The following is a 21,176-nucleotide window of genomic DNA, read 5'->3' on the forward strand; positions in this document are numbered from 1 at the left end:
ATGACCACACGACAGCCTGCAGAGCCTTCAAGACTCGGAAACCTCCTACTGCAGGCGGGAGTTGCACTCATCAAATCGGGTGCTGGCAGCAGCAGGGTGGTGAGCAACTTGTCGCGATTTGCCATGGCCTATGGGTATGAAGCCAATATCGATATGGGCACCCGCAATATCTCGATTTCCCTCCACCTGGAAAATCAGGAAAACATCTTCTCCGGCTCGCGGAGCATAGCCACACTTCCCGGAGCCAATTTCAGGGTTGTCTCTGCGATCAGCAAACTCAGTTGGGATGTGATCGAGGAAGACATCAATATGGATATGGTAGAAGAAAGACTCAAGAAAGCCAAGGAAATGCCCATGTACAACCGGTATTTGATCTTGCTGTTGGTAGGATTGGCAGGTGCTGCGTTTTGTTTCACGTTTGGCGGCAACGCCACGGAAATGGCGATCACGTTTGCTGCCACTTTTATCGGATTATATCTGAAGCAGGAATTGGTCCGCAAGAAGTTTAACCCCTTTTTGGTCACTTACGCCAGTGCGGTAGTTGCTGCCACGGTCATCGGTATCTTTTGGAAGATAGGCGTGGATTCTAAATTGGACCATGCCTTTGCCACCTGCATCCTGTTTTTGATTCCCGGGGTGCTCATGATCAATGCATTCATCGACCTACTGGACGGATATATCATCAATGGTCTCGACCGCGGGATCAATGCCCTGATGCATGCATTTGCGATCGCCTCCGGCTTGGCGACGGTACTCTATATTTTTGGTGCAAGGTGATGGTGGATTGGCTGGACATAGTCTTGAAGGGTTTTTGGTGTGGTGTGGCAGCCATGGGATTTGCTGTACTTTTCAATGCACCGACTCGCGCCTTGCTGTCCATTTTCCTGTGTGCATTTGTAGCTGGGCTAATCAAGTTCTCAATATTCAATCCTATTGTAGGCGGTGGCATTATCCTGGCCTCGGCTTTGGCGGCGACTGCGGTAGGTTTTGCGAGCATTCCCGTTTCCCATTGGCGTCATGTGCCTCCCGTGGTGATCGGGATACCCGCAGTAATTCCTTTGATCCCAGGTTCCTTTGCCTACAGAACGATCTTGGGTTTGATCAATTTTATTTACAACACAGAGGTGGAGGTGTTGACCAGGATGGTTCACAACGGACTGATGACGCTATTCATTATCCTGGTACTGGCCTTGGGCGTGACACTTCCCATGCTTTTGTTCAGGATAGAAAGTGTCAAGAATTTCAGGCTTTCCACATTTTTTAAAAAAGGTCAATAAATCGGCCCGCATGTCTTTATATTTATCAGATGTAGGCTGTTTTACTTTGTATTTTTAGTAACTTTCATATTGTCCGTCTGTCGACTTTATCCATTAAAAGCATGACAGTTATCATATTTCTCCAAAGGTTTAATCATAATCTTCCCGTATTCGAAAACCTACATTTGGACAATGGATGATTCTTTCAGAAAAAGTGGAAATCACGATAAACTGATTATTTGAACAAAAACACAACAACATAAACCATTGAAGACAATGAAAAAGCCAATTATTTTGATCTTATTGATGTTGATGGGCGGATTTGGATTTGCCCAGGGTCTCCGTATCAACACGTATGCGGGTTATGTATTCCCCGACAGTTTTGACAATTATTATTCCGCCAATTCCTACGCCTCGGGACAAATCCAGGACGGTTTCCGATGGGGCGTGGGTCTGGAATACGCCATTCCCGGCAACCGTGCCATAGAACTCCAGTACAAAAGGCAGGACACCAACGTCCCAGCCACCTATCGGGATCCAGGAATCGGTGGCGGTGGTCTTAATACCGCGAATTTTAATTTGGGTATAAATTGGATCATGCTGAATTTCACCAATTATATCCCTGTCAATGAAAAGGTAGAACCATTTCTGGGAGGTGGTTTGGGTATGGGGATTTTTGATGTGGAAAACCCAAACAATGGAAACCGTAACAATGCCACAAAATTCGCTTGGAATATCCGTGGTGGAACAAATATCTGGGTGGCCGAGAATGTCGCCCTTAGGATTCAGGCTTCGCTGTTTTCCGCGGTTCAATCAATGGGGGGCGGATTGTATTTTGGCACAGGTGGTGCAGGTGCCGGTGTGACGACCTTCTCCACCATGTACCAGTTTGGCTTTGATGGAGGCTTGGTGTTCAGGCTTCCGGGGAAATAGGGGAATTGAGAGAAGACATTTGAGACCGGGGAAAGCGGATAATATCCAGTTTTCCCCGGTTGTTCGTTTTACGGAGGAACTACCAAAAATCAGGCTCTTCCCAACCACGCTGTTCAATCCCCGATTCAAAAAGTTTGTTCCATCGCCAAATTGCCCAACAATCATTCCCCTTAAACTCCGAACCGAGAATTCTTATTTGAGGAAATCGTCTTACAGTTTGAGTATCGGATTCTAAAATCGAAATTCATTAAACCCTTTATCAACCATGAAAACTCGTTTAATCGTCATTATGGCGTTTTGCGCCATCAGCTCAAGTTCAATCGGGCAGAATTTCGGCTTCGCGAGGGTATTTGATGCAAATGGGACAAAGATCGCAAAAGGCAGGGTCATTTCCGTGACAGAGAGCGTCCTCCAACTAGCTAAAAATAATCAGATGATCGATGTACCGGTTTCGGATATAGGCACGATCAAAACAAAGCGGTCTGAATATCACAACATCGCCATCGGTGCAGGCTTCGGCGCATTGACAGGGGCATTCCTGGGAATAGCGAGTGCCGATGAAGATGCATTTTTGGGTTATAACGAGATAGAAGGTGCCTTGGGAGGAGCAATTTTGGGAGCGCCAATTGGAGCGGCGGTCGGAGGCCTTACTGGGCTATTCAAAGGTTCTAGGACCTTTGACATTGGAGGGGATGGAGCAAAGATGAAAGCATTCGAAACCTATTTGCTCTCAGTCAACAAATAACTCCAACTGGCATCAATACTCATTGATAATCAGCTTTTTTCCAGTGGCTTTCGGATCTATTTCGTAGGCACGATTTTCCCTGGAATATCCCAAATCATTCATGAACATTACAAACTTCCTCCCTCCCTCAACGGTAAACACCTGCCAATCAAGGATAGATTTGGGATCATTGGCACAGGGCCAGGAAAGTGCGGGGAAAAAGTATGGATCCTCATTTGCCCAAAACTGGAGATGGAGCTCTACCATCTGTTCATCCGCTTTTTCAAGATCGAGATTGTCCTCAAAATGTAGCTTGCTGATCGCACATTTTTTACCTAGAAACTCCTTGACCAAATTCAAAGTGGCGTCATCCTGCACTAAGGATACATGGTTTTTGGGAGGAAGGGTCCGAAGGATTTTTCCCTCTCCCCGCACTTCGATTTGCATCAGTGCAAAATAAATGACCGTATCATCCTGTCGCTGATAATCCGTAGCATTCGCATCCACATGCACGCCGAAGAGTCCCAGCAAAGAAAGGCCTGTTTCCGTAGAAGCGCGGAATTTGGACTTCCGGTATTCCATGGGAACGGATTGCCGAAATGCCGCTACCCTATCGCTGAGCCTTTTGTCAATGGATGCATTTTGGTCTGCCCACAGGAATGTCTTGTCCTTTAGATTGAATGTCCCCAATACTTTCGGCTGCGCGATGACCTCCAAGCCCTTTTCCTCCACGGTATAGGTCACGGTACCCATGTCCTGGTCAAAAAGGTATGGATTCAATGGCGACATACCCCAGGATATCGTGTGGTACATGTTTCGTAGGCCCATCTCCGCCGCAGCGCCTGCCGTTGCAGTTTCCAGTTCAGCTTGTCCTTTGGCAGGAATGCCAGAAATAAGCAAGATGAGGGTACCTAGAATTCGAATGAAAAACATGGAAATAGTGCTGTAAGTTGCTTGGGAATATCAAAGGTTTTGCGCGATGACGCAGATGGCAGTCAAGTTCGGGAATAATCAAATTGAGGGCAAATGGTAATGGGTAAGGGTCAATATGGGATATTCCTTCCCCAGTCTCGGACTGTGAAGGGAAAATGAGGAAAAAACATCCGAACCACTATCTTTGATTGCAAGTAAAAAGTAAAAACCATGAATACAAAACTATTGATGATGGCAAGCGCCATACTCATGGGCATCGCCGGCATCGTGTTGAGCTTTGGTCCACAAGAGGTTTTGGTAGGACTTGGCCAAGATTCCAACCAGTTATCCGTCATTGCGCTTCAACTAATGGGTGCACTTTATTTTGGTTTTGCCATCACAAACTGGATAGCAAAAGGGACAATTATTGGCGGTATTTATGGCAGGCCGATCAGTATTGGAAACTTCACGCACTTTTTTGTCGGGGGACTCGCACTTGCCAAAGCCTATATGAATGGAAGCAAGCTCCCCTTGATTATTCTATTGTTGGCCATCATCTACCTGGTTTTTGCGATCCTTTTTGGATACGTCCTACTTACCCACCCAAAAAAACAGATGTAAGAATGCAGGTTGCTGCCTCTCTCCTTTCTCCCTGATTGCGACTTTCTGGTTTCCGGCTCTCCGGAAATACTTAGCCTCATTTCTTCATGGGCTTGGACCGATACAGTTTCCTTTGAACCTAAGTCAGGCTCAGATTCGATATCGTTGGCAAAAATCCCAGTCCGTGTTTTTGGAGAAAAATCAAATTTTGATACTTTTAAGTGAAGGGCTTTGGGTCGAATCACCAAACTTTCCCGTTCGGTTTGATCTTCACTTTATCGATCCTGTTTGGCTGGCCTGCGTGAATTTGTAAATATGAGAAACGAGGTATTTAAAAACAGACAACACGACCCACGGATCACTTACCGTGGCAACAGCGCGTCCCGGCTTGACAACCTGACCGATGCGGTGTTTGGCATCGCCATTACGCTGCTCATCTTCAACCTATCAAACCCCAATTCCTTTGCGGATTTGCTGACCTTTACCAAAACACTACCTGCTTTTCTGATCAGCATATCCTTCATCGTATTGATCTGGAGCGAACATCTGGAATTTTCCGAGATCTACACGTTGAACGATTCGAAACTGACAGTACTCAACACGATATTCATCGCCTTGGTGATTTTCTACGTGTATCCGCTGCGGTTTTTGACGCTTTTCCTCACCAACTTCTTTTTCAGCACCGATATCGCGGTGAGTATACGCGGTGACCAAGTCCCCTACCTGATGGTATACTACGGCTTTGTGGCGTTTGCGCTCTATTTTGTCCTCTACCTCTTTTATCACCGGGCCCTTAGGCTGAAAAACGAACTGGAATTGAACCCCTTTGAGGAGTTTTACACTTCATCCCAAAAGAAAAGGCTGCTCATACTATTTTCTGTGCCGCTTTTGTCGATCGTCGTGACGCTTCTTATCAATCAGTTTTCATTCGTCTGGGCCTCCGTTTTTGGTGGAGTCACCTACTTTCTGTACACGCCCTTGATGCTATGGTGGCACAAGGACTTTTTAATGAAATCCAAGGAATTCGAGTATGTATAACTTTGTGAATTCTTCCCTCGGTTGGTTTCACCTCGCGTCCTCGGTCGTTGCAATGATAACCGGTGCATATGTCCTGTTTACTGCAAAAGGTACCAAGACGCACAAAAATATCGGCTATGGCTATGTTTTATCCATGGTCTTGGTATGTGGCTCAGCTTTGGGAATTTACAACCTTACAGGCCGTTTCGGCATGTTCCATATTCTGGCTTTTGTGGGTTTTGCGACGCTGGTCGCGGGAATGTTGCCATTGTTGATCAAGGGTATCCGGAAAGACTTTCGCGTCCTTCACCTTTGGTTTATGTATTATTCCGTATTGGGACTCTATGCGGCTTTCGCATCAGAATTGAGCGTGCGCGTTCCCGAAAAGCCCTTCTACACGATGGTGGGGATAGCCACGGGAAGCATATTTGTATTGGGCTCTTTTTTCATTTTTTGGAAAGAAAAAGTTTGGAGCCGGTACTTGTTGAAATAGCAGACTTTGTCCGGACAAAAAAACCAACCTTCCTCATTCCTCAAGTGAAAATCTGAAGTGAACTATTGTAATCCACTATAAATCAGGGTAATATATTTTCACCCCCTGCTTTTTTATGATTATCTTTCTGCATCAGGTCAAAACATTATTTCAGTGATGTCTTCGACAGCTTTCATGAATTTTCTTGATTAGATTGAAAATGATCAATTGTATGTCCAGAAAAACCAACCTTTCGATTTTAGGCCTTTTGCTCGCAACCTTTTCTGTATGCCTCGGACAGCAGGTCAAGAGCTTCGACAGCGGTCCCTACAAACTCTTTTATGAGGAATTTGGCGAGGGCCCTCCCATGTATATACTATCGGGTGGACCAGGCGAGTCACCCGACCATCCCTACCGGCAAATCGTCGACAGCCTCAAGTCGAGCTATACCTGTATCCTTGTGCACCAAAGGGGAACAGGCCTGTCGCGGGATATCCCAATCAATGAAAGCACCATTGGCATTGAGCACTATACACAAGACCTCGAACTCTTGCGCAAAGCCCGTGGGGACAAGAAAATCTCATTGTTGGGAATTTCCTGGGGCGGTATGCTTGCGATGAATTATGCGGCTACCTATCCGGAATTCGCTTCAAACCTGATTTTGGTCTGTTCAGGACCGCCCTCCTACCACCTTTGGAACGTGCTGTATGACAATCAATTCTCCCGACGCTCGGTCGCTGAACTGGATTCCATGAACCAACTCCAAAAAGTATTCTCAATCAAATCCGAAAAAGAACTCGACTCTCTCAAGATAGCCTGTCCGGACTGCCCTGAGGTCTCGGCGTACAAGGAGTTCATACTCTTCCATGTTCGGGCAATGTATTACGACCGGAGCAAAGTATCCCGTGCCTTGTACGAGAAGGAATTCTATGATTTCAACTTTCAGGTGATCCCAATCATCGACAAACAAATCGTTGAATCACGATTTGATATCCGGGAAAAGCTCAAGAACCTGGAAATCCCCGCTCTGATCGTCTACGGGCGTCAAGATGACCAAGGGGAATCGACGTTTTTCGAACAAATAGAAAGCCTGAAGTTGGCCGAGGTACATGTCATAGAACAATGTGGACACGAAATCCTCGAAGAAAAACCACTTGAGTTCTTCAGGATTTTGAAGGACTATGTGCAGCGGACAAGGGATTGAAGGACACATCAATGAGGTCAGGTATCCTGGCGACAACCATCGAAAAAGAAAACAAGTAAGGCTACAGCTCGTTATTCTTCCAAAAAGCAAAAAACAATCATGAAGACGAAGATTCAGTTTGTCGTATTTCTGTTGGGAATGCTTTCTGCCATTACTGGCTTTTCGCAGTCAAATGTCTATTATCGCGACGCCAACGGAATCATCAAAGATCAAAAAACCTACAACGAACAAAAGGATAAGGCCTTGGCGTCGATGCGGGAATTCTCAAAGTCCATGAATATCTATGAAGAACTGGATCAGGAATTCAACCGAAACGACTCTTTAGTCTATTCATACAAATGGCATTTTACAGATAATGTCGACCGGACCAAGGCAGAAATCGAAAGGAAGAAAGCACTGATAGGGAAAGTGTTTCCGATAAATGCCGTAAAGACCTTGGATGGCAGGGTTGTCAGCATCGATGATTTCAAAGGCAAGCCCACACTCGTCAACATGTGGTTTACCACCTGTAAACCATGTATCGAGGAAATGCCCGTATTGAATCAGATGCAGGCCGAAAACAGTGATCGATTTAACTTTTTGTCGATCACCTTCGAATCCGAATCTGCAGTCCGAAAGTTTTTGAAGCGGTTTGACTTCGAGTTTGAACATATCGTGGACTCCGATGAACTGACTTCGGACCTTGGATTCCAGAGTTTCCCGGTAAACCTCTTTTTGGATAAAGAAGGCAGACTTCGTGTGATCGAAGGGAATATTCCCTACAAGAAAAATGAGAACGGAGAGCTCGAAATCTCCGACGGCGCAGAGTTTTTGGCGATCCTAGAGGGGCTTTTGTAAGGAATCAGGGCTTTGTTTACCACTCCCATGTGCATTCCTAGAAACAACTGAGCTGTTTTCCCCACCACGTGCGGATTCTTAAAGAAAATGAGAAGGTTCACCTTGGAGACCATTTATGCAGATAAGGCATCAATTGGTCATTGATTACAAAACCAAAATCGGAAAATTGTACTGCGTGCAACCCGTTCCCACTTTTTTCCATCTCTTGGGAAAATCAAATCCCAAGTTTTATGAAAAATCGAATCCATCTTTTTGTCGGAACCGCTGCGATTGCATTTGCCCTTGCATCCTGTAAATCCAATGTGGAAAAAGAAACCACGACATCGCAGCCTGAATCAAACACCAAAACCGAATTGGATACCAAAGTGGCCTTGGGCAAGCACTTGGTTATGATCACAGGCTGCCATGACTGCCATACGCCAAAGAAAATGGGACCAAAGGGACCTGAACTGGATATGGATCGCGCGCTGTCCGGACATCCCGCCCAACAACCGCTTCCAGATCTGGATCGCAAAGAACTTGAATCCAAAGGAGTCGCAGCTACCCAAGGACTTACAGCTTGGATCGGACCATGGGGCGTTTCTTTTGCCTCCAACATCACTTCTGATGCCACGGGTATCGGCAATTGGTCTGAGGAACAGTTTTTCCGTGCCTTGCGTGAAGGCAAATCCAAAGGCATTTCCACCAACAGGCAGCTGCTCCCGCCGATGCCTTATGAGATGTTTGCGCACATGACCGATGAGGAAATCAGCGCCATTTTCGCCTACCTCAAAAGCACCAATCCGATTGACAACATCGTCCCACAGCCACTTCCGCCAATGAGCGCTCCCATTTAATCCACTTCTATAATTAAACCAACTATGAAAACAACAATCACATTAATCGTCCTTCTGCTGGCAATGATCTGCAAGCTCGATGCCCAGCAACTCCAGCAACCCTTGGAAGATTTCCCCATGTCCAACAGGGGCTATGCATTGCTCAAATCAGGTGAAGTCATCGAGGGGAGAATCATCAATTCGAACAGTACACGTGGCATCACCAAAATGAGTTTGGAGGACATGTCCGGAACAAAACACAAAATCAACGCGGAGGAAATCTTTGAATTCGCCATTGCGATGAACGACGCTGTGAGGCTCCAATACATTATGGAAAGAGGTTCATCGGTGAAAAAACTCCTGTCAAAAGACCATCCGACAGCAAAGCCCAAGGACTTCATCATTTTCCGCAACACAAGCGTAAACGGACAGAAAGAACTGCTACTGCAACTGCTCAATCCAGATTTTGATGAGGTATTCGAAGTGTTTTACGATCCTTTTGCCAGAAAAACCACTTCCCTCGAAGGAGAATATATCAGATGGACAGGCGACAAACACAGGGCTTTCTTTATCTCAAAAAATGGTGGACCATTGATGAAAGTGAAAAAAGGCAACTATAAGAAAGCCTTTGAAGTGCTTTTTGGGGATTGTCCACAGGTGCTTTCGGACGTCAGAAAACCCAAACTCGAAGACCTCGGCAAGCATATCCTTTTGTACCAAAACTATTGCACCTTAAACTGACCTAAGCCATGAATAAGCTTAATAAATGGGTACTTTTCACCCGCATTTACCTTGGTTTTTCGCTCCTTTCCCTGCTATCGGTGAGCATGATGGCGCTTTTCGATCCGCAATCCGTGATGGATCTCGTCGACGTCCAACTCAGCAACACCGATGCCTTGAGTTCCATTCGCGGTGTGTATGGTGGAGTCGGCATCACGATTTGCCTGAGCATTCTCTACCTGCTGATCAAGCATCCCGAGAAGGGCGCAGGTTTCCTGAGCATATTTTGGGGAGCCTATGCTTTCTCCCGACTCATTACCTTGATCTCGGACGGTCCATTGGGCGATTTTGGAAGCCAATGGCTGATCATCGAATCCATCATGGCACTGATTGGATTGGGGCTTTGGCTTACCCTGAGTTCGGGCAGGAGAAAGCAGAAATTCATCTTGAATCCTAGCTTATAAACAATCATATTCGCTCACAAAAACCGCTTCGGTAAATATTTCCGAGGCGGTTTTTTTCACGTTTTCACAAAACCATGGAACGGAAAACCATCCTTTACATCGCCGCCAGTCTGGACGGCTACATCGCCAAGCCGGGCGATAATCTTGACTTTCTCGAAGCTGTCGCCCAAGAGGGAGAGGACTACGGCTATGGGCAATTTTACGGGCAGATAGATACCGTGATCTTGGGCAAACGAACTTACGATTGGGTAATGGGTCAAATTGGTGAATTTCCCCATCAGGGAAAAGAAACCTTTGTGCTGACACGGGAACGTCTACATGTCATCGCCACGGTCCAATTCTTTTCGGGTAACCTTTCCGAACTTGTTTCCAACCTGAAATCCAAACCGGGAAAAGACATCTTCGTGGATGGCGGCGCAAAGACCGTTCATCGGTTTTTGGAAGCCGGTTTGCTCGATGAGCTGATTGTTTCCTTTGTTCCTGTCCTTCTCGGGGATGGAATCCGCCTATTTCAGGCAGGTTTTCCAGAGCAAAAGTTGGAGTTGATCAGGTCAAGAAGTTATCCATCTGGTTTGGTGCAGGTTCACTATCGGGTAGTGAAGTAATTTCGGGCCGGTTCAAAGACGGGCCGGCCTATTTTTTTTGATATAAAAAAAGCCCAACATCCTTACCTATTCGGACTCGGAAAGTTGGGTTAGATTGAATGCTTTTTCAGGGTTAATTTAACAAAGCCCAATCCAACCTCTAGTCGAACATTAAAAAAAGGAACGGGAAAAAGTCCCATTCCTTTGAAATGCTTATTGATAAAAGAAGGCCTAAATCCGCAACTCGGTAAAATCAACACCAAGTAATTGTCACTCTGGCCTGGCTTCGGAACCCGCCAATATCCCACCATCCACATTGAGCTCGATTCCCGTGACATACTTGGATTCTTCGGACGCGAGATACAATGCAGCGTAAGCAACGTCCTCCGGTTCACCAAAATGGCCGAGAGGAATTCCAGCCTCCACGCTTTTAATGATTTTTTCCCGCATCTCTCCTTCGCCGAGCATGGCATCCCACATCGGGGTCATGATAGCAGCAGGATGGATGGAATTGCAGCGGATGTTGTAGCGCTTTTCGGCGCAGAGCAGGGCAACGGACTTGGTATGGTTTCTTACCGCAGCTTTGCTTGCAGCATAAGCGGCGGCCCCGGGAATTCCCACAAGGCCGCTGCGTGAAGAAATATTGATGATGCTTCCATTTCCCTTCCGCTTCATCAGAGGAATGGCATATTTACATCCCAAAACCGTCCCGTTGAGATTGACCCGCATGACTTGCTCAAAGGAATCCATATCTGGATTTTCCGCGTCAAAAGGCCCTTTACTCTCCAGGAATCCTGTGATGCCGGCATTATTCACCAAAATGTCAAGCCCTCCGAACTCCAGCAACAGCTTTTGGTACACGAGCCTCCAATCGTTTTCATTCGCTACATCCAGATGGGTATAGCATGCCATTTCTCCCAGTTCTTGGGCAAGAGCTTTTCCCTTTTCATCCAGAATGTCTGAAAGAATGACCATCGCACCTTCCCGATGAAAAACGCGGGCAATGCTTTCTCCGATGCCTCGGGCTGCCCCGGTAATCAAAGCGATTTTGTTTTCCAGTCTTCCCATAAAAGATCCACTAATTTTCCAACAAGATACTCAAAGCACGAATCAAAGCACGGTCTGTACCATTCGACACTTCCTCAGGTGTATTGATCACGACCTCATCCGGCTCCAATCCGATCCCTTCGTAACTAATACCGCTTTGGTCCCGGAAGTCGCCAGTACTCATCGCCACAATCCATCCGTTTGGCAATTCCCACTTGGGATTGTCTGAAAAGGCACCAAAGGTGAAGTCGCCGACGATCTCTACGTTTTCGTTTTGGCGCATGGCCAAGGTGAAGGTCTCACCCGCGCTGCCTGTTCCCCGGTCGGTAAGCAGGACTACTGGCTTGGTATAGGCCCCTGATCTCGGAGCCAATTGCCAAAGTATCCAATCCGAAAAATCACCCGGATTTGCGCTTTGTTTGAAGCGGGTCTTCATGTACAGCTTCCTCTCCTCGGCAAAATAACTGGCCACTATTTGGGCAGAACGGTCATCGCCTCCCTCGATCCCCCGCGCATCAAAGACCAATTCATCCGTACCCGCCAAAGCTGCCAAGGCGGTACGTATATGGTCTTCATAGAAACCCGGAGCTTGACCCAAATGGTCCAAATATAGATACCCAATATTGGTGTTTTTGAATTTGCCAAACAGCACCAGAGGATTGTCAGCGGGACCAAAAGACGTCTCTTCGGAGAGGCTTTCCCGAATCAGGTCCAAATCAAAAGTCCCATCGGGAAAACTCGGCCCACTGTCAAATCGGCGGAAACCCGGATTGGGTTTGACCATCCATACATGGCCGTCGTTGAGGCGGGAAAGCATTTCGGAGAAGAGGTCAAAGAGCTCATCAGCGCTCATTTGGTCATTCACTTTCGTTGAAAATTCGGCATGGACTTCATCCCAATCCAATTGCTTCACTTCAAAAAGCCCATAATGGTCATCAAAAGTCGACCAAAGATACTCGAATGTAGAGACAGGGCCCTGGCTGGGTTCTTCGCCCAACATGAGTTCGTTGCAGGAAACCAGACCAAGTCCACAGACGAAAAGGCTGGCGAATAGAGAAGTTTTGATTAATTGTTTCATGGCGTGTTATTTTGCTGGAGAAAATTGAAAATGGTAAACCCAGGAAAGACCCAACTCATGGTTGGATTTCTTGATGGTTTGGGGCTTGGAATAATGCAGCCAGTCATAGGAATAACCCAGCTCAAGACTGCTGCGACGGGCTAGGCGGTATCGATACGCAATGCGGATTTCAGGTTGCTGAAATTGGTTGACGGAGGTGAATGTACTTCCGGACATAAAGGACTTGAATTGGGACGTTTCGGGTTGCGAAACCACGTTGCTGAAGGGCATCCTCGCAACAAAGGCGAAAATGGGGAGTTGGAAATCGCCCAGAATCTGATGCTTTGTTCCCAATTTGAGCAGGTGGGTATACCTGACCCCCAATCCCAACAAATTCATCGCCCAGGTATTCATGGCCAATCCATCGGCATAGTGAATCTGATTGCGGAGATTGACACCGAGATAGGTTTCCTGTTTTTCATTTTGAATCAACCCCCGCTGATAGCCGGCCCTGATCTCCCCGAAATACTGCGTGGGAATAAGGAGAAATCCCTCTCCTCCTTCCTCAAACTGAAATTCCCGAGTTCCCAATGCCGGAGCGATCATAGATCCTGTTTTGGCTTCCGAGCCAAACTCCCAGCGATTGCGGCCCTTCATCCGCTTGTAGTCCAGATTGATGCCGTTATAATCGGTGAAGTACATCATCGGCGATGCCTGCAAATCATGCAGTTTCTGCGTTCCCCGAAGGTAAGAAACTGTCAGTTCGGCACCGGGATTTTCACTTTTTGTTTGTGAAAATCCCAAAGTCGTTCCTCCCAGCAAGCATCCCGCTGCCAGTAAGTTTTTCAATAGTCTGTTCATAATTTTTGGTTTAGTGGTTGGGTCTGACGACCAGTTCAAGTGCTTTTTCCATCACAGGGTCCTTTCCATTGACGATATCTGCCGCAGTCGGAACGATGGGATGATTGGGTAAAATCCCGCGATCCCTAGGCATTGCCGGATTCAGGTTTGCCATATGGAATCCCAGCCGGGGAATTCCAAGATCAATCTTGGAATGCGGCAGGGTGACGATGGTGAAAAATCCGCTGCTGTTGACTTCCGCTCCTCCGGCAGTTTCTTCCCCCACAAAATGCGCCCGTCCATCTGCCTGGACTCGGGCGGATAACTCCGTCGTCACCGAGAAACTCTGCCCATCCAGCAACACGATCAGATTGCCATCAAATCGGTTCTTGTGGGATTTGTAGGTTTTCAGCCCGGGAGCTTTGGTGAATCGGAAGACTCCATCTTTCTCCTTTGAAAATGAATTCAGCATACGGAAAATCTTGGAAGTATGGCTTGGATAGTCTGTTTTCTGATTTCTCCTTGTCGTTACATAGTCGTAATATTCAAACTGATCTTGGGCGAGGTAACGGTACAGTTCTATCCCCAGCTTCTCAAATCCTCCTTCATTTCCCCTGAGGTCAAGAATCAGGTTGCAGATGTTTTCTTCTTCGAGTGATTTGAATGAGTTTCTCAAAAACCGCTTGAAATCAGGCTCATGCTTGTAGGAGAAAAAGCGGTTGATCTTCATGATTCCCGTCCAGCCATTGGTCATGCGAAAGGAAAAAGGGGTGTCTTCGGTCTTGAAGTTTGCCTCTATTTGGTCCTTTTCAACGCCATTTCCCTTCCAGGTTTGGAGCTTCCCATCGTGGAGCAATTCAACTTCATAGCTGTCATTCAGGCCATATTCAAAGGCATGAAGGGCCGAAAAGTAGCGGTTGAGCTGGAATCTCTTTCCCCCATCGCTGTCTCCATCCCCAAAGCTCAATCTTTTCCATATCGCATCTTTGATGGAGGCAATCGGCCTGCCGTTGATACTGACTACTTCGGCGAGGACCGGGACGTTTTCGTCACCGAAATGAGCAAGAACTTTCACCTTTTCCGCCTCAAAATGGAGTTGCAAGGGAAAAAGGCCAGATGCAAAAGCCCCATAGTGCTGGTCTTCGCCCTGGATTATCCATTTGATATGGCCGTCTTTCAAGGCCGCGAGGGCGGGACGCATGGTCTGATAAAATTCCAACTGATCCATAGGCCGGTCAAGTTGGCGTTCGATATCAGAGAAAACGACCTGAAAACCAGACTCATCCGTATATCGGTACATTTCAGGATGGAAGCGCTCAAGGGCATCCCTAAAGATTCCCAAATCTTCCTTGAGCTGATCGGGCTTGAGCGTTTGGGCCGGGGATTGTGGCGAAAATGCCTGTAGCCCAAGAATAAGTGTGAGTAGTCTTTTCATAGTCGTCTGAGTTAAATGGAAATTTATTTCTTGTTTTTCTACTTCCCAGATGGGGCTATCGGCTCTGAGGTTGCTTTGTCTTCACCCACATAATGATGTGATTTGAGGGAAAATGAAGCGCGATTTTCGTCCCCAAATGCCTATTTTTAGCTTAACAAAATGAAAAAAGGACTCTTACTTCTTCTCTTCACGATCAGCTGCTGGCACCTCCATGCGGAGACCAAACGGTTTTATGTGACCAATTTGAGGACATCGGATGGTTTGGCTTCCAACCAGGTCTTGACGGTATTCAAAGACAAGCACAATTACCTTTGGATCGGGAGTTCCAATGGATTGCAGCGGTTTGACGGGCGGAAATTTATGACCTATCAGATCGATACGCCGGAAGGACGCCAACCCACCCAATCTGTATCTGAGATTTTGGTCGACCGTAATGAAAAGATGTGGCTGAGGGTAGGCGATCAATACGGCAGTTACATCCCCGAAAAGCAGGAGTTTACCCCCGTTCCATTCGAAAAGAATGAAAACCGCTTTCAGGGCGAATCCCTATGGATGGACAGAAAAGGAAATCTTTTTGTGATCTTGAACAACAACAAGTTGCTCTGGATCGATCAAAAAAAGGGCAAAATCACCGATCAAAACCTACCGGTAAAAGTGCCGGACGGCTGGAGAGCTAGGTCCATTTTCGAGGACAAAAGGGGGTTGTATTGGGTTAGCAACATCGAAGGCATCAGCGTTTACAATCCCAAGACCAGAGAAATCTACACCCACGCCTCGAATCCTTTAGGGCTGGAAGTACTCAAAAAGCCGGATTTGACCTATGTGTTCAATGTATATGAAGACTCCGAGAGCATCTTTTGGGTCAATTATTGGTCACCTGATGAGAGGTTACTTTCATACGATCCCCTGACCAAAATATGGCGAAACCACAAAAGCGAGATTTCTCCCCCAAACACCAACTATCAGGAAGCCTATGGCAGCCTGGAATTGCCCCATGCGGAAATCTGGAGGTATGGGATTCAGACCCTGGCCAGCTATGACCGAAGATCAAAAACCTTTACCCCACTCATTCAGAGTGATATCCGGTTCGACAAGATCACCAAACTGATATGGGATGATGCAGGCGGCATTTGGATGGCTACGGACGCGGGGCTTTACTTTCTGCATTTTGACACGCCGAGCATATATTTTCAAGAGCGCAGCTCGCAAGACGGCAACTTTGAATTCCAGGCCGTGGAGGAAGTCATCCACCGCGGAGATACTAGCGTATGGCTGGGAAGTTGGGGCAAAGGCATCGGAATCCTTAAGCCCTTGACTGGGGAGTTGGACTCAAAGTGGATATACAAGGGGTTACCAGATGCCATCGAGACCTATCAGGTTTGGGACCTGCACCATGACAAAAAACGCGAAGTGGTATGGGTTGCACTTCAAAAAGGCCTAATCCAAGTCATTGAGCTTGATTCAAAAAAGGTTCAATACTTTTATCCAGAGGCCTTTGAGGGATCTACCATCCGGACAATTGCCGAGGATGCCGAAGGAAACTTGTGGTTTGGAACCCAAAATGGGAGCATCATCAAATACGAAGGTGAAGGAATCGACCAGGGGGGATTTCGCAGGTACCGCAGATTTCAGGGAAGAATTCCAAAAATACTCATCAGCAAAGACCAACATCTCTGGGTGACTACCACCAACGAAGGCGTTTACGAACTTGATCTTGAAGAAGGAAAAATCCTGAGACACTTGGATAATTCCATCCTGAATTCCAACAACAACGAACAGCTCCTACAGGTGAATGACAGCATTTTCCTGATCGGCTACGAACTGCTGAACAAATTCAACACCCGCACGGGCAAAAACGAAGTCTTCTCCTACTCCGACGGAATGCTCAGCAACACGATTTTCGGTTTGGAAATGGATGCGGATGGATTGGTTTGGATTTATACACCCAATGGATTGACCCGATTTGATGTCAAAACCAATACATTCTATTCTTTCGGCAAGAATCATTTTTTTTCAAACATCCCAAATGACGGCCGAAGTGGGACCCGATTCGCAAATGGGGAATTGGCCTTTGTGAGCAACAACGGGATCATCATTTTTGACCCTATGCAATTTTCCCGAAACCTCCCCCCTCCCGTCCCGACGATTACCGGCATCGAACTTTTCGGACTATATATAGGAGATGGATCTTTACCTGAAATGAGACGGGAATTCACTTCCCAGGAAAACAGCCTCACTTTTGATTTTAATATCCTCAATTTTTCAAAACAAGACAGATTCTCCTACCAATATCGATTGGTGGGCGCCGACCCCGATTGGATTAATGCAAAAAGCAATTTCCAAGCGGTCTATTCCCTACTTCCCCCCGGAGAATACCAATTTGAAGTGAGAAGCATCAATGAATCGGGAGTTTATTCAGAACCTGCCGTCTATGCCTTTGAGATCAAACCCAGCCTGGTGCAGACTTGGTGGTTCAAGGCATTTTTGGGATTGCTGTTTTTGGGGATCGTGGCGCTGATCTACCGTATGAATGTCAACCGCATTTTGGCAGTAGTCAAACTTCGAAGTCGATTGGCACGTGACCTGCATGATGACATGGGGTCCACCCTCAGCACGATCAATATCCTGAGCTCCATGGCCAAAACCAAACTCGGGACGGATCCTGCCAAAACCAGCGAGTATATTTCCAAAATCTCGGAAAACAGCCAACGGATGATGGAATCCATGGACGACATCGTGTGGAGCATCAAGCCACAGAATGATTCCATGGAAAAGCTCATCGCTCGCATGCGGGAATTTGCCAATCAGGTGCTCGAAAGCAAAGACATCGTGTTTTCCATGGAGGTGGACGACCGGATCTTGGGTATGAAACTGAGCATGGACGCGAGAAGGGATTTGTTTTTGATCTTCAAGGAAGGAATCAACAACGCGGCCAAATACTCTGGGGCAGCCCGGGTGTTCATCTCCTTTGGCTTGGAGGGACACCTCTTTACCATGCGGATCAGGGATTATGGAAAAGGCTTTGATATGGCGGAAATAGACGAAGGCAACGGATTGGAAAACATGAAAAAAAGAGCTTCCAATCTCGGGGGTAACTTGGAAATCAAAACTGAAGCCGAAAAGGGCACCGAACTGACGCTCCGGGTACATCTCTGACAAAACCACCTCAATATGTGATTGATAGCGTATCAGCATGACCTTACCTTTGTATTGCTAAACTGTGAAAACCATGATCAAGCTCCTGATATACGAAGACAATCCCCAACTCCGAGAGGGGCTCACCATGCTGATCGACGGCAGTGAGGGATTCAGCGTGTTGGCGGCATTCAAGAACTGTACAAACGTAGCCCAAGAAATCAGGACTTTCCGCCCGGATGTCGTCCTGATGGACATCGACATGCCGGGAGTCAATGGATTGGAAGGATTGAAAATCATTCGCCAAACAGACGATCAGGTCAAAGTGCTGATGCTGACAGTCTTTGATGACCATCAAAACATCTTCGAAGCATTAAAAAGCGGTGCAAATGGCTATATCCTGAAAAAAACACCTCCCGCCAAACTTTTGGAATATATCCAAGAAGCTTCCACCGGTGGGGCACCGATGACTTCCTCCGTTGCGGCTCAAGTGCTGAAAATGTTTTCGCAACTTCAGCCTACGGTCGAAAACGATTATAACCTTACCGACCGGGAAAAAGAAGTGCTGCAATGGCTCGTCAATGGTTATTCCTACAAAATGATTGCCGCCGAGATGTTCATCGCCATGGATACTGTCCGCTCCCACATCAAGAAGATCTACGAAAAACTCCACGTCAACTCAAAAAGTGAAGCGGTAGCCAAGGCATTTAGAGATAAGATTGTTTAAGCGGAAAAAACAGCATGGACTAGACCTGACAGGATACCCGAAACCTGTCAGGTCTTTTTTTTTTACAAAGATCCGGCTCACATCATTTTCACCTTTTGGAGCCATAAGCCACTATTTTCCACCCATTTATGTGATTTACATGCCTCGTTTTTTGATGCAATTTTGTCCTGTACTTATTGATAATCAAGACAATGAAAACTTTTTGGAAAATCACACTTCTTATCTGGGCCTTGACTGTTTGCGTGGAGGGAGAAAAAACAATACAACCTCCTCTGGACGCAAATGGCCGCTTGGACCTGGCACAAAAAACCACACATTCATGTGATGCCCAAATCACATCTTCTGGCAAGGGTATGACGTGAAACACAATCAAACACTGTCCTTTTCGGAAAATGAAACCAACTATTATAAACACACCAACCAACTTTTATGAAAACCACAAGAATAAAACAACCTTCGGGAAGCCACCTTTGCCGACTCCCGATCGACCAACTCTTTTTGGGTTGCTTGGCCCAAAATCCCCGCACCCAGCGTGAGCTTTTTGACAGGCTATATCCAAAGATGCTTGGACTTTGCCTCCGTTACATCAAAAACAACGCGGCTGCTGAAGATGTCGCGCTTGAATCGTTCAGAAAAGTGTTTTCGCGCATCGACCAATTCAAGCAAACGGGAAGTTTTGAGGGATGGATCAGAAGGATCGTCGTCAATGAATGCTTGATGCACCTGGAGAAACAACGAAACCTCTACCGTGAAATCGGCCTGGAAAGCATCTATCCCGAAGCCAACCAAGCAGGGCCGAGTGATCACCTCGACTGGGAGGATTTGCGGAAAATGCTTCAACACTTACCCAAAGGGTATAGGCAGGTTTTTGAACTGTTTGCCTTGGAGGGATTGAGCCATGAGGAGATCGGACAAAAGCTGGAGATCTCCGAAAGCACCTCGAAGTCCCAGCTTAGCCGCGCCAGGATTCAGCTTCAGCGCCTGCTTGACTTTCGAAACCACAACAACTGATTCTGATGAAAATCAATCATGTCGCCATTTGGACAGCGAATCTGGAACTGCTTAAGGATTTCTATTGCCTTTGGTTAAATGCACAGGCAGGTCCAATTTACCTCAATCCAAAAAAGGGGTTCAGCAGTTATTTTCTGAGGTTTAATTCCGGCGCGAGGTTGGAACTGATGCACAGTATGCATTTGAAAACCGATCTTCGGCCAAGGGAATCTATTTACGCTGGATATGCCCATCTGAGTCTTGAAGTTGGGAATGTCGCCGAAGTCAATCTTTTTGCCCAAAGGCTGAAGCAGGGAGGTCTGCCGATTTTGGATGGACCCCGATGGACAGGGGATGGCTATTACGAATTCGTCACCGAGGATCCGGAAGGAAACCGAATCGAACTCATGGCATCCTGCCACTAAAACTGAATCATGATGACAGAAGAATTCAAAAATCCACACCAATCTATCCAGAGAACCCCGATGCTGATCGTGGGTTCTCATCTTTTTTACCAACGGGCTTTCCCGGAAAAAATAAAAGACCATTTTGAGCCCCATTTCTTTGACCACAAGGGATTTGTCCAAAATGAACAGCTCAGGGATAGTGCGTACCAAGGTTTGGAGGCCATCGTGGCTGACATCGAAGCCTTCAGGCTAAAACTTGGCCTCGACAGATTTCTTTTGTTTGGACACAGTGGGCACGCTTACATGGCCTTGGAATATGCGAAAGCCTTTCCTGAACGGATCATGGGCCTGATTCTTTGCGCCTGCAGCCCGAACCTGAGCCAGGAATCCCATCAAGCCGCCGAGTCCTATTTCCTTGAAATGGCAGATGGGTACAGGCAAGAGCTATTTGGGCAGGATATGGCAGGCCTCAGGGATAAGATACACGCCGATCCCTACAGGAGGTTCGTACATTTTGTCCTGTCCCAAAAGGCCAAAAACTGGTTTGACCCGACTTACGATGCTGCTTGGCTGTGGCAGGATGTTCCCACCCACTTACCCACCTTGGATTTTGTCTGGGGAAGACTTTTTAGGGATTATCAAGCAGACCGAGACCTGGAAGAAGTCAGTTTCCCGGTATTGTTTCTTCAGGGGAAATATGATTTTGTCGCTGGTCCGCATGCAAGATGGGCGGGTATTGCTGCCAAGATGCCTAAGGTAACTACAGTGATTTTTGAAAAAAGTGGCCACTACCCAATGGTCGAACAAGCCGACGAGTTTTTGAGTGGAATCTGTACTTGGCTGGGAAAATTGAATAGGGCTTAAGGTCAAATTTTTCATGATTGCCCATCCTGCTAATGACTTTTGGGCTTGCTACAAGTGCTTTCAGCCGACTAAAGTCCCTTAATCCGCATTGAAGGGATATCGGCTTTTGGTACCAATCGCAAACAAAATCTTCCCG

General features: G+C 46.8%; 23 protein-coding genes. 18 read left to right on the plus strand and 5 right to left on the minus strand.

Features of this window, described 5'->3' with window-relative positions; all coding sequences use genetic code 11:
* The 4 genes from C943_RS07500 to C943_RS07515 all read left to right on the plus strand — a co-directional run bounded on the left by C943_RS07500 (position 1) and on the right by C943_RS07515 (position 2,934).
* Positions 1–777, plus strand: coding sequence for a threonine/serine exporter family protein (locus tag C943_RS07500; protein WP_008626059.1), 777 nt, complete (start codon positions 1–3; stop codon positions 775–777).
* Positions 777–1,277, plus strand: a complete 501-nt coding sequence (locus C943_RS07505) for a threonine/serine exporter family protein (protein WP_008626060.1) — start codon at positions 777–779, stop codon at positions 1,275–1,277. Before C943_RS07500 ends, C943_RS07505 begins: the two co-directional genes overlap by 1 nt.
* A gap of 255 nt (positions 1,278–1,532) precedes the next feature.
* Complete coding sequence (locus C943_RS07510) at positions 1,533–2,189, plus strand: hypothetical protein (protein WP_008626061.1); 657 nt, start codon at positions 1,533–1,535, stop codon at positions 2,187–2,189.
* Positions 2,190–2,454: 265 nt separating this feature from the next.
* A complete protein-coding gene (locus tag C943_RS07515) occupies positions 2,455–2,934 on the plus strand; it encodes a hypothetical protein (protein ID WP_157198469.1) in 480 nt (159 codons plus the stop codon).
* A 12-nt stretch (positions 2,935–2,946) separates the two neighbouring features.
* On the opposite strand, the gene C943_RS07520 is transcribed toward C943_RS07515, so the two are convergent.
* Positions 2,947–3,846, minus strand: a complete 900-nt coding sequence (locus C943_RS07520) for a DUF6882 domain-containing protein (RefSeq protein WP_008626063.1) — start codon at positions 3,844–3,846, stop codon at positions 2,947–2,949.
* Between the two features lie 210 nt (positions 3,847–4,056).
* On the opposite strand from C943_RS07520, the gene C943_RS07525 reads away from it, so the two are divergent.
* The 9 genes from C943_RS07525 (at position 4,057) to C943_RS07565 (ending at position 10,559) form a co-directional block, all read left to right on the plus strand.
* A complete protein-coding gene (locus C943_RS07525) occupies positions 4,057–4,446 on the plus strand; it encodes a hypothetical protein (RefSeq protein ID WP_040479506.1) in 390 nt (129 codons plus the stop codon).
* 294 nt (positions 4,447–4,740) lie between these two features.
* Positions 4,741–5,463 carry a TMEM175 family protein gene (locus C943_RS07530; protein ID WP_008626076.1) on the plus strand — a complete coding sequence of 241 codons (723 nt, stop codon included), beginning with the start codon at positions 4,741–4,743 and terminating at the stop codon, positions 5,461–5,463.
* On the plus strand, positions 5,456–5,935 hold the full coding sequence (locus C943_RS07535) for a DUF2306 domain-containing protein (RefSeq protein WP_040479509.1): 480 nt from the start codon (positions 5,456–5,458) through the stop codon (positions 5,933–5,935). The genes C943_RS07530 and C943_RS07535 overlap by 8 nt, the downstream gene beginning before the upstream one ends.
* A gap of 211 nt (positions 5,936–6,146) precedes the next feature.
* On the plus strand, positions 6,147–7,118 hold the full coding sequence (locus C943_RS21345; protein WP_008626079.1) for an alpha/beta fold hydrolase: 972 nt from the start codon (positions 6,147–6,149) through the stop codon (positions 7,116–7,118).
* A gap of 99 nt (positions 7,119–7,217) precedes the next feature.
* Complete coding sequence (locus C943_RS21350; protein ID WP_008626085.1) at positions 7,218–7,955, plus strand: TlpA family protein disulfide reductase; 738 nt, start codon at positions 7,218–7,220, stop codon at positions 7,953–7,955.
* Positions 7,956–8,185: 230 nt separating this feature from the next.
* Complete coding sequence (locus C943_RS07550) at positions 8,186–8,791, plus strand: cytochrome c family protein (protein ID WP_008626087.1); 606 nt, start codon at positions 8,186–8,188, stop codon at positions 8,789–8,791.
* A 24-nt stretch (positions 8,792–8,815) separates the two neighbouring features.
* Positions 8,816–9,511: a hypothetical protein gene (locus C943_RS07555; RefSeq protein ID WP_008626090.1), complete on the plus strand. Its 696-nt coding sequence runs from the start codon at positions 8,816–8,818 to the stop codon at positions 9,509–9,511.
* 8 nt (positions 9,512–9,519) lie between these two features.
* Positions 9,520–9,954, plus strand: a complete 435-nt coding sequence (locus C943_RS07560) for a DUF4345 domain-containing protein (RefSeq protein WP_008626091.1) — start codon at positions 9,520–9,522, stop codon at positions 9,952–9,954.
* 74 nt (positions 9,955–10,028) lie between these two features.
* Positions 10,029–10,559, plus strand: coding sequence for a dihydrofolate reductase family protein (locus C943_RS07565; protein WP_008626093.1), 531 nt, complete (start codon positions 10,029–10,031; stop codon positions 10,557–10,559).
* A gap of 249 nt (positions 10,560–10,808) precedes the next feature.
* Here C943_RS07565 and C943_RS07570 read toward each other — a convergent pair whose 3' ends face one another.
* The 4 genes from C943_RS07570 to C943_RS07585 are packed head-to-tail and all read right to left on the minus strand — an operon-like array spanning position 10,809 to position 14,917.
* The gene (locus C943_RS07570) at positions 10,809–11,606 is read right to left on the minus strand and encodes a glucose 1-dehydrogenase (protein WP_008626096.1); all 798 of its coding nucleotides are present in this window, start codon (positions 11,604–11,606) and stop codon (positions 10,809–10,811) included.
* 10 nt (positions 11,607–11,616) lie between these two features.
* Positions 11,617–12,663: a S41 family peptidase gene (locus tag C943_RS07575; RefSeq protein WP_008626097.1), complete on the minus strand. Its 1,047-nt coding sequence runs from the start codon at positions 12,661–12,663 to the stop codon at positions 11,617–11,619.
* Between the two features lie 6 nt (positions 12,664–12,669).
* Positions 12,670–13,503 carry a hypothetical protein gene (locus C943_RS07580; protein ID WP_008626098.1) on the minus strand — a complete coding sequence of 278 codons (834 nt, stop codon included), beginning with the start codon at positions 13,501–13,503 and terminating at the stop codon, positions 12,670–12,672.
* Between the two features lie 10 nt (positions 13,504–13,513).
* Positions 13,514–14,917, minus strand: coding sequence for a S41 family peptidase (locus C943_RS07585; protein WP_008626099.1), 1,404 nt, complete (start codon positions 14,915–14,917; stop codon positions 13,514–13,516).
* 159 nt (positions 14,918–15,076) lie between these two features.
* Here C943_RS07585 and C943_RS07590 point away from each other — a divergent pair, with 159 nt between their 5' ends.
* The 5 genes from C943_RS07590 to C943_RS07615 all read left to right on the plus strand — a co-directional run bounded on the left by C943_RS07590 (position 15,077) and on the right by C943_RS07615 (position 21,040).
* On the plus strand, positions 15,077–18,073 hold the full coding sequence (locus C943_RS07590; protein ID WP_040479514.1) for a sensor histidine kinase: 2,997 nt from the start codon (positions 15,077–15,079) through the stop codon (positions 18,071–18,073).
* 73 nt (positions 18,074–18,146) lie between these two features.
* Positions 18,147–18,779 (plus strand): response regulator, encoded by a 633-nt coding sequence (locus tag C943_RS07595; RefSeq protein WP_008626101.1) that lies wholly within the window; start codon positions 18,147–18,149, stop codon positions 18,777–18,779.
* 429 nt (positions 18,780–19,208) lie between these two features.
* On the plus strand, positions 19,209–19,790 hold the full coding sequence (locus tag C943_RS07605; protein ID WP_008626107.1) for an RNA polymerase sigma factor: 582 nt from the start codon (positions 19,209–19,211) through the stop codon (positions 19,788–19,790).
* Between the two features lie 5 nt (positions 19,791–19,795).
* Positions 19,796–20,194, plus strand: coding sequence for a VOC family protein (locus C943_RS07610; protein ID WP_008626109.1), 399 nt, complete (start codon positions 19,796–19,798; stop codon positions 20,192–20,194).
* Between the two features lie 9 nt (positions 20,195–20,203).
* Positions 20,204–21,040 (plus strand): alpha/beta fold hydrolase, encoded by an 837-nt coding sequence (locus tag C943_RS07615; RefSeq protein WP_008626111.1) that lies wholly within the window; start codon positions 20,204–20,206, stop codon positions 21,038–21,040.
* Positions 21,041–21,176: the final 136 nt, after the last annotated feature.

The sequence above is a fragment of the Mariniradius saccharolyticus AK6 genome (assembly GCF_000330725.2).
GTDB classification, from domain to species: domain Bacteria; phylum Bacteroidota; class Bacteroidia; order Cytophagales; family Cyclobacteriaceae; genus Mariniradius; species Mariniradius saccharolyticus.

What these genes read in the sequence shown, in the direction of transcription:
- C943_RS07555 (WP_008626090.1), top strand. Translation starts at nt 8,816, where the DNA reads ATGAAAACAACAATCACATTAATCGTCCTTCTGCTGGCAATGATCTGC.
- C943_RS07530 (WP_008626076.1), top strand. Translation starts at nt 4,741, where the DNA reads ATGAGAAACGAGGTATTTAAAAACAGACAACACGACCCACGGATCACT.
- C943_RS21345 (WP_008626079.1), top strand. Translation starts at nt 6,147, where the DNA reads ATGTCCAGAAAAACCAACCTTTCGATTTTAGGCCTTTTGCTCGCAACC.
- C943_RS07510 (WP_008626061.1), top strand. Translation starts at nt 1,533, where the DNA reads ATGAAAAAGCCAATTATTTTGATCTTATTGATGTTGATGGGCGGATTT.
- C943_RS07505 (WP_008626060.1), top strand. Translation starts at nt 777, where the DNA reads ATGGTGGATTGGCTGGACATAGTCTTGAAGGGTTTTTGGTGTGGTGTG.
- C943_RS07580 (WP_008626098.1), bottom strand. Translation starts at nt 13,503, where the DNA reads ATGAACAGACTATTGAAAAACTTACTGGCAGCGGGATGCTTGCTGGGA.
- C943_RS07550 (WP_008626087.1), top strand. Translation starts at nt 8,186, where the DNA reads ATGAAAAATCGAATCCATCTTTTTGTCGGAACCGCTGCGATTGCATTT.
- C943_RS07560 (WP_008626091.1), top strand. Translation starts at nt 9,520, where the DNA reads ATGAATAAGCTTAATAAATGGGTACTTTTCACCCGCATTTACCTTGGT.
- C943_RS07535 (WP_040479509.1), top strand. Translation starts at nt 5,456, where the DNA reads ATGTATAACTTTGTGAATTCTTCCCTCGGTTGGTTTCACCTCGCGTCC.
- C943_RS07615 (WP_008626111.1), top strand. Translation starts at nt 20,204, where the DNA reads ATGATGACAGAAGAATTCAAAAATCCACACCAATCTATCCAGAGAACC.
- C943_RS07585 (WP_008626099.1), bottom strand. Translation starts at nt 14,917, where the DNA reads ATGAAAAGACTACTCACACTTATTCTTGGGCTACAGGCATTTTCGCCA.
- C943_RS07570 (WP_008626096.1), bottom strand. Translation starts at nt 11,606, where the DNA reads ATGGGAAGACTGGAAAACAAAATCGCTTTGATTACCGGGGCAGCCCGA.
- C943_RS07500 (WP_008626059.1), top strand. Translation starts at nt 1, where the DNA reads ATGACCACACGACAGCCTGCAGAGCCTTCAAGACTCGGAAACCTCCTA.
- C943_RS07590 (WP_040479514.1), top strand. Translation starts at nt 15,077, where the DNA reads ATGAAAAAAGGACTCTTACTTCTTCTCTTCACGATCAGCTGCTGGCAC.
- C943_RS07605 (WP_008626107.1), top strand. Translation starts at nt 19,209, where the DNA reads ATGAAAACCACAAGAATAAAACAACCTTCGGGAAGCCACCTTTGCCGA.
- C943_RS21350 (WP_008626085.1), top strand. Translation starts at nt 7,218, where the DNA reads ATGAAGACGAAGATTCAGTTTGTCGTATTTCTGTTGGGAATGCTTTCT.
- C943_RS07525 (WP_040479506.1), top strand. Translation starts at nt 4,057, where the DNA reads ATGAATACAAAACTATTGATGATGGCAAGCGCCATACTCATGGGCATC.
- C943_RS07575 (WP_008626097.1), bottom strand. Translation starts at nt 12,663, where the DNA reads ATGAAACAATTAATCAAAACTTCTCTATTCGCCAGCCTTTTCGTCTGT.
- C943_RS07610 (WP_008626109.1), top strand. Translation starts at nt 19,796, where the DNA reads ATGAAAATCAATCATGTCGCCATTTGGACAGCGAATCTGGAACTGCTT.
- C943_RS07565 (WP_008626093.1), top strand. Translation starts at nt 10,029, where the DNA reads ATGGAACGGAAAACCATCCTTTACATCGCCGCCAGTCTGGACGGCTAC.
- C943_RS07515 (WP_157198469.1), top strand. Translation starts at nt 2,455, where the DNA reads ATGAAAACTCGTTTAATCGTCATTATGGCGTTTTGCGCCATCAGCTCA.
- C943_RS07595 (WP_008626101.1), top strand. Translation starts at nt 18,147, where the DNA reads ATGATCAAGCTCCTGATATACGAAGACAATCCCCAACTCCGAGAGGGG.
- C943_RS07520 (WP_008626063.1), bottom strand. Translation starts at nt 3,846, where the DNA reads ATGTTTTTCATTCGAATTCTAGGTACCCTCATCTTGCTTATTTCTGGC.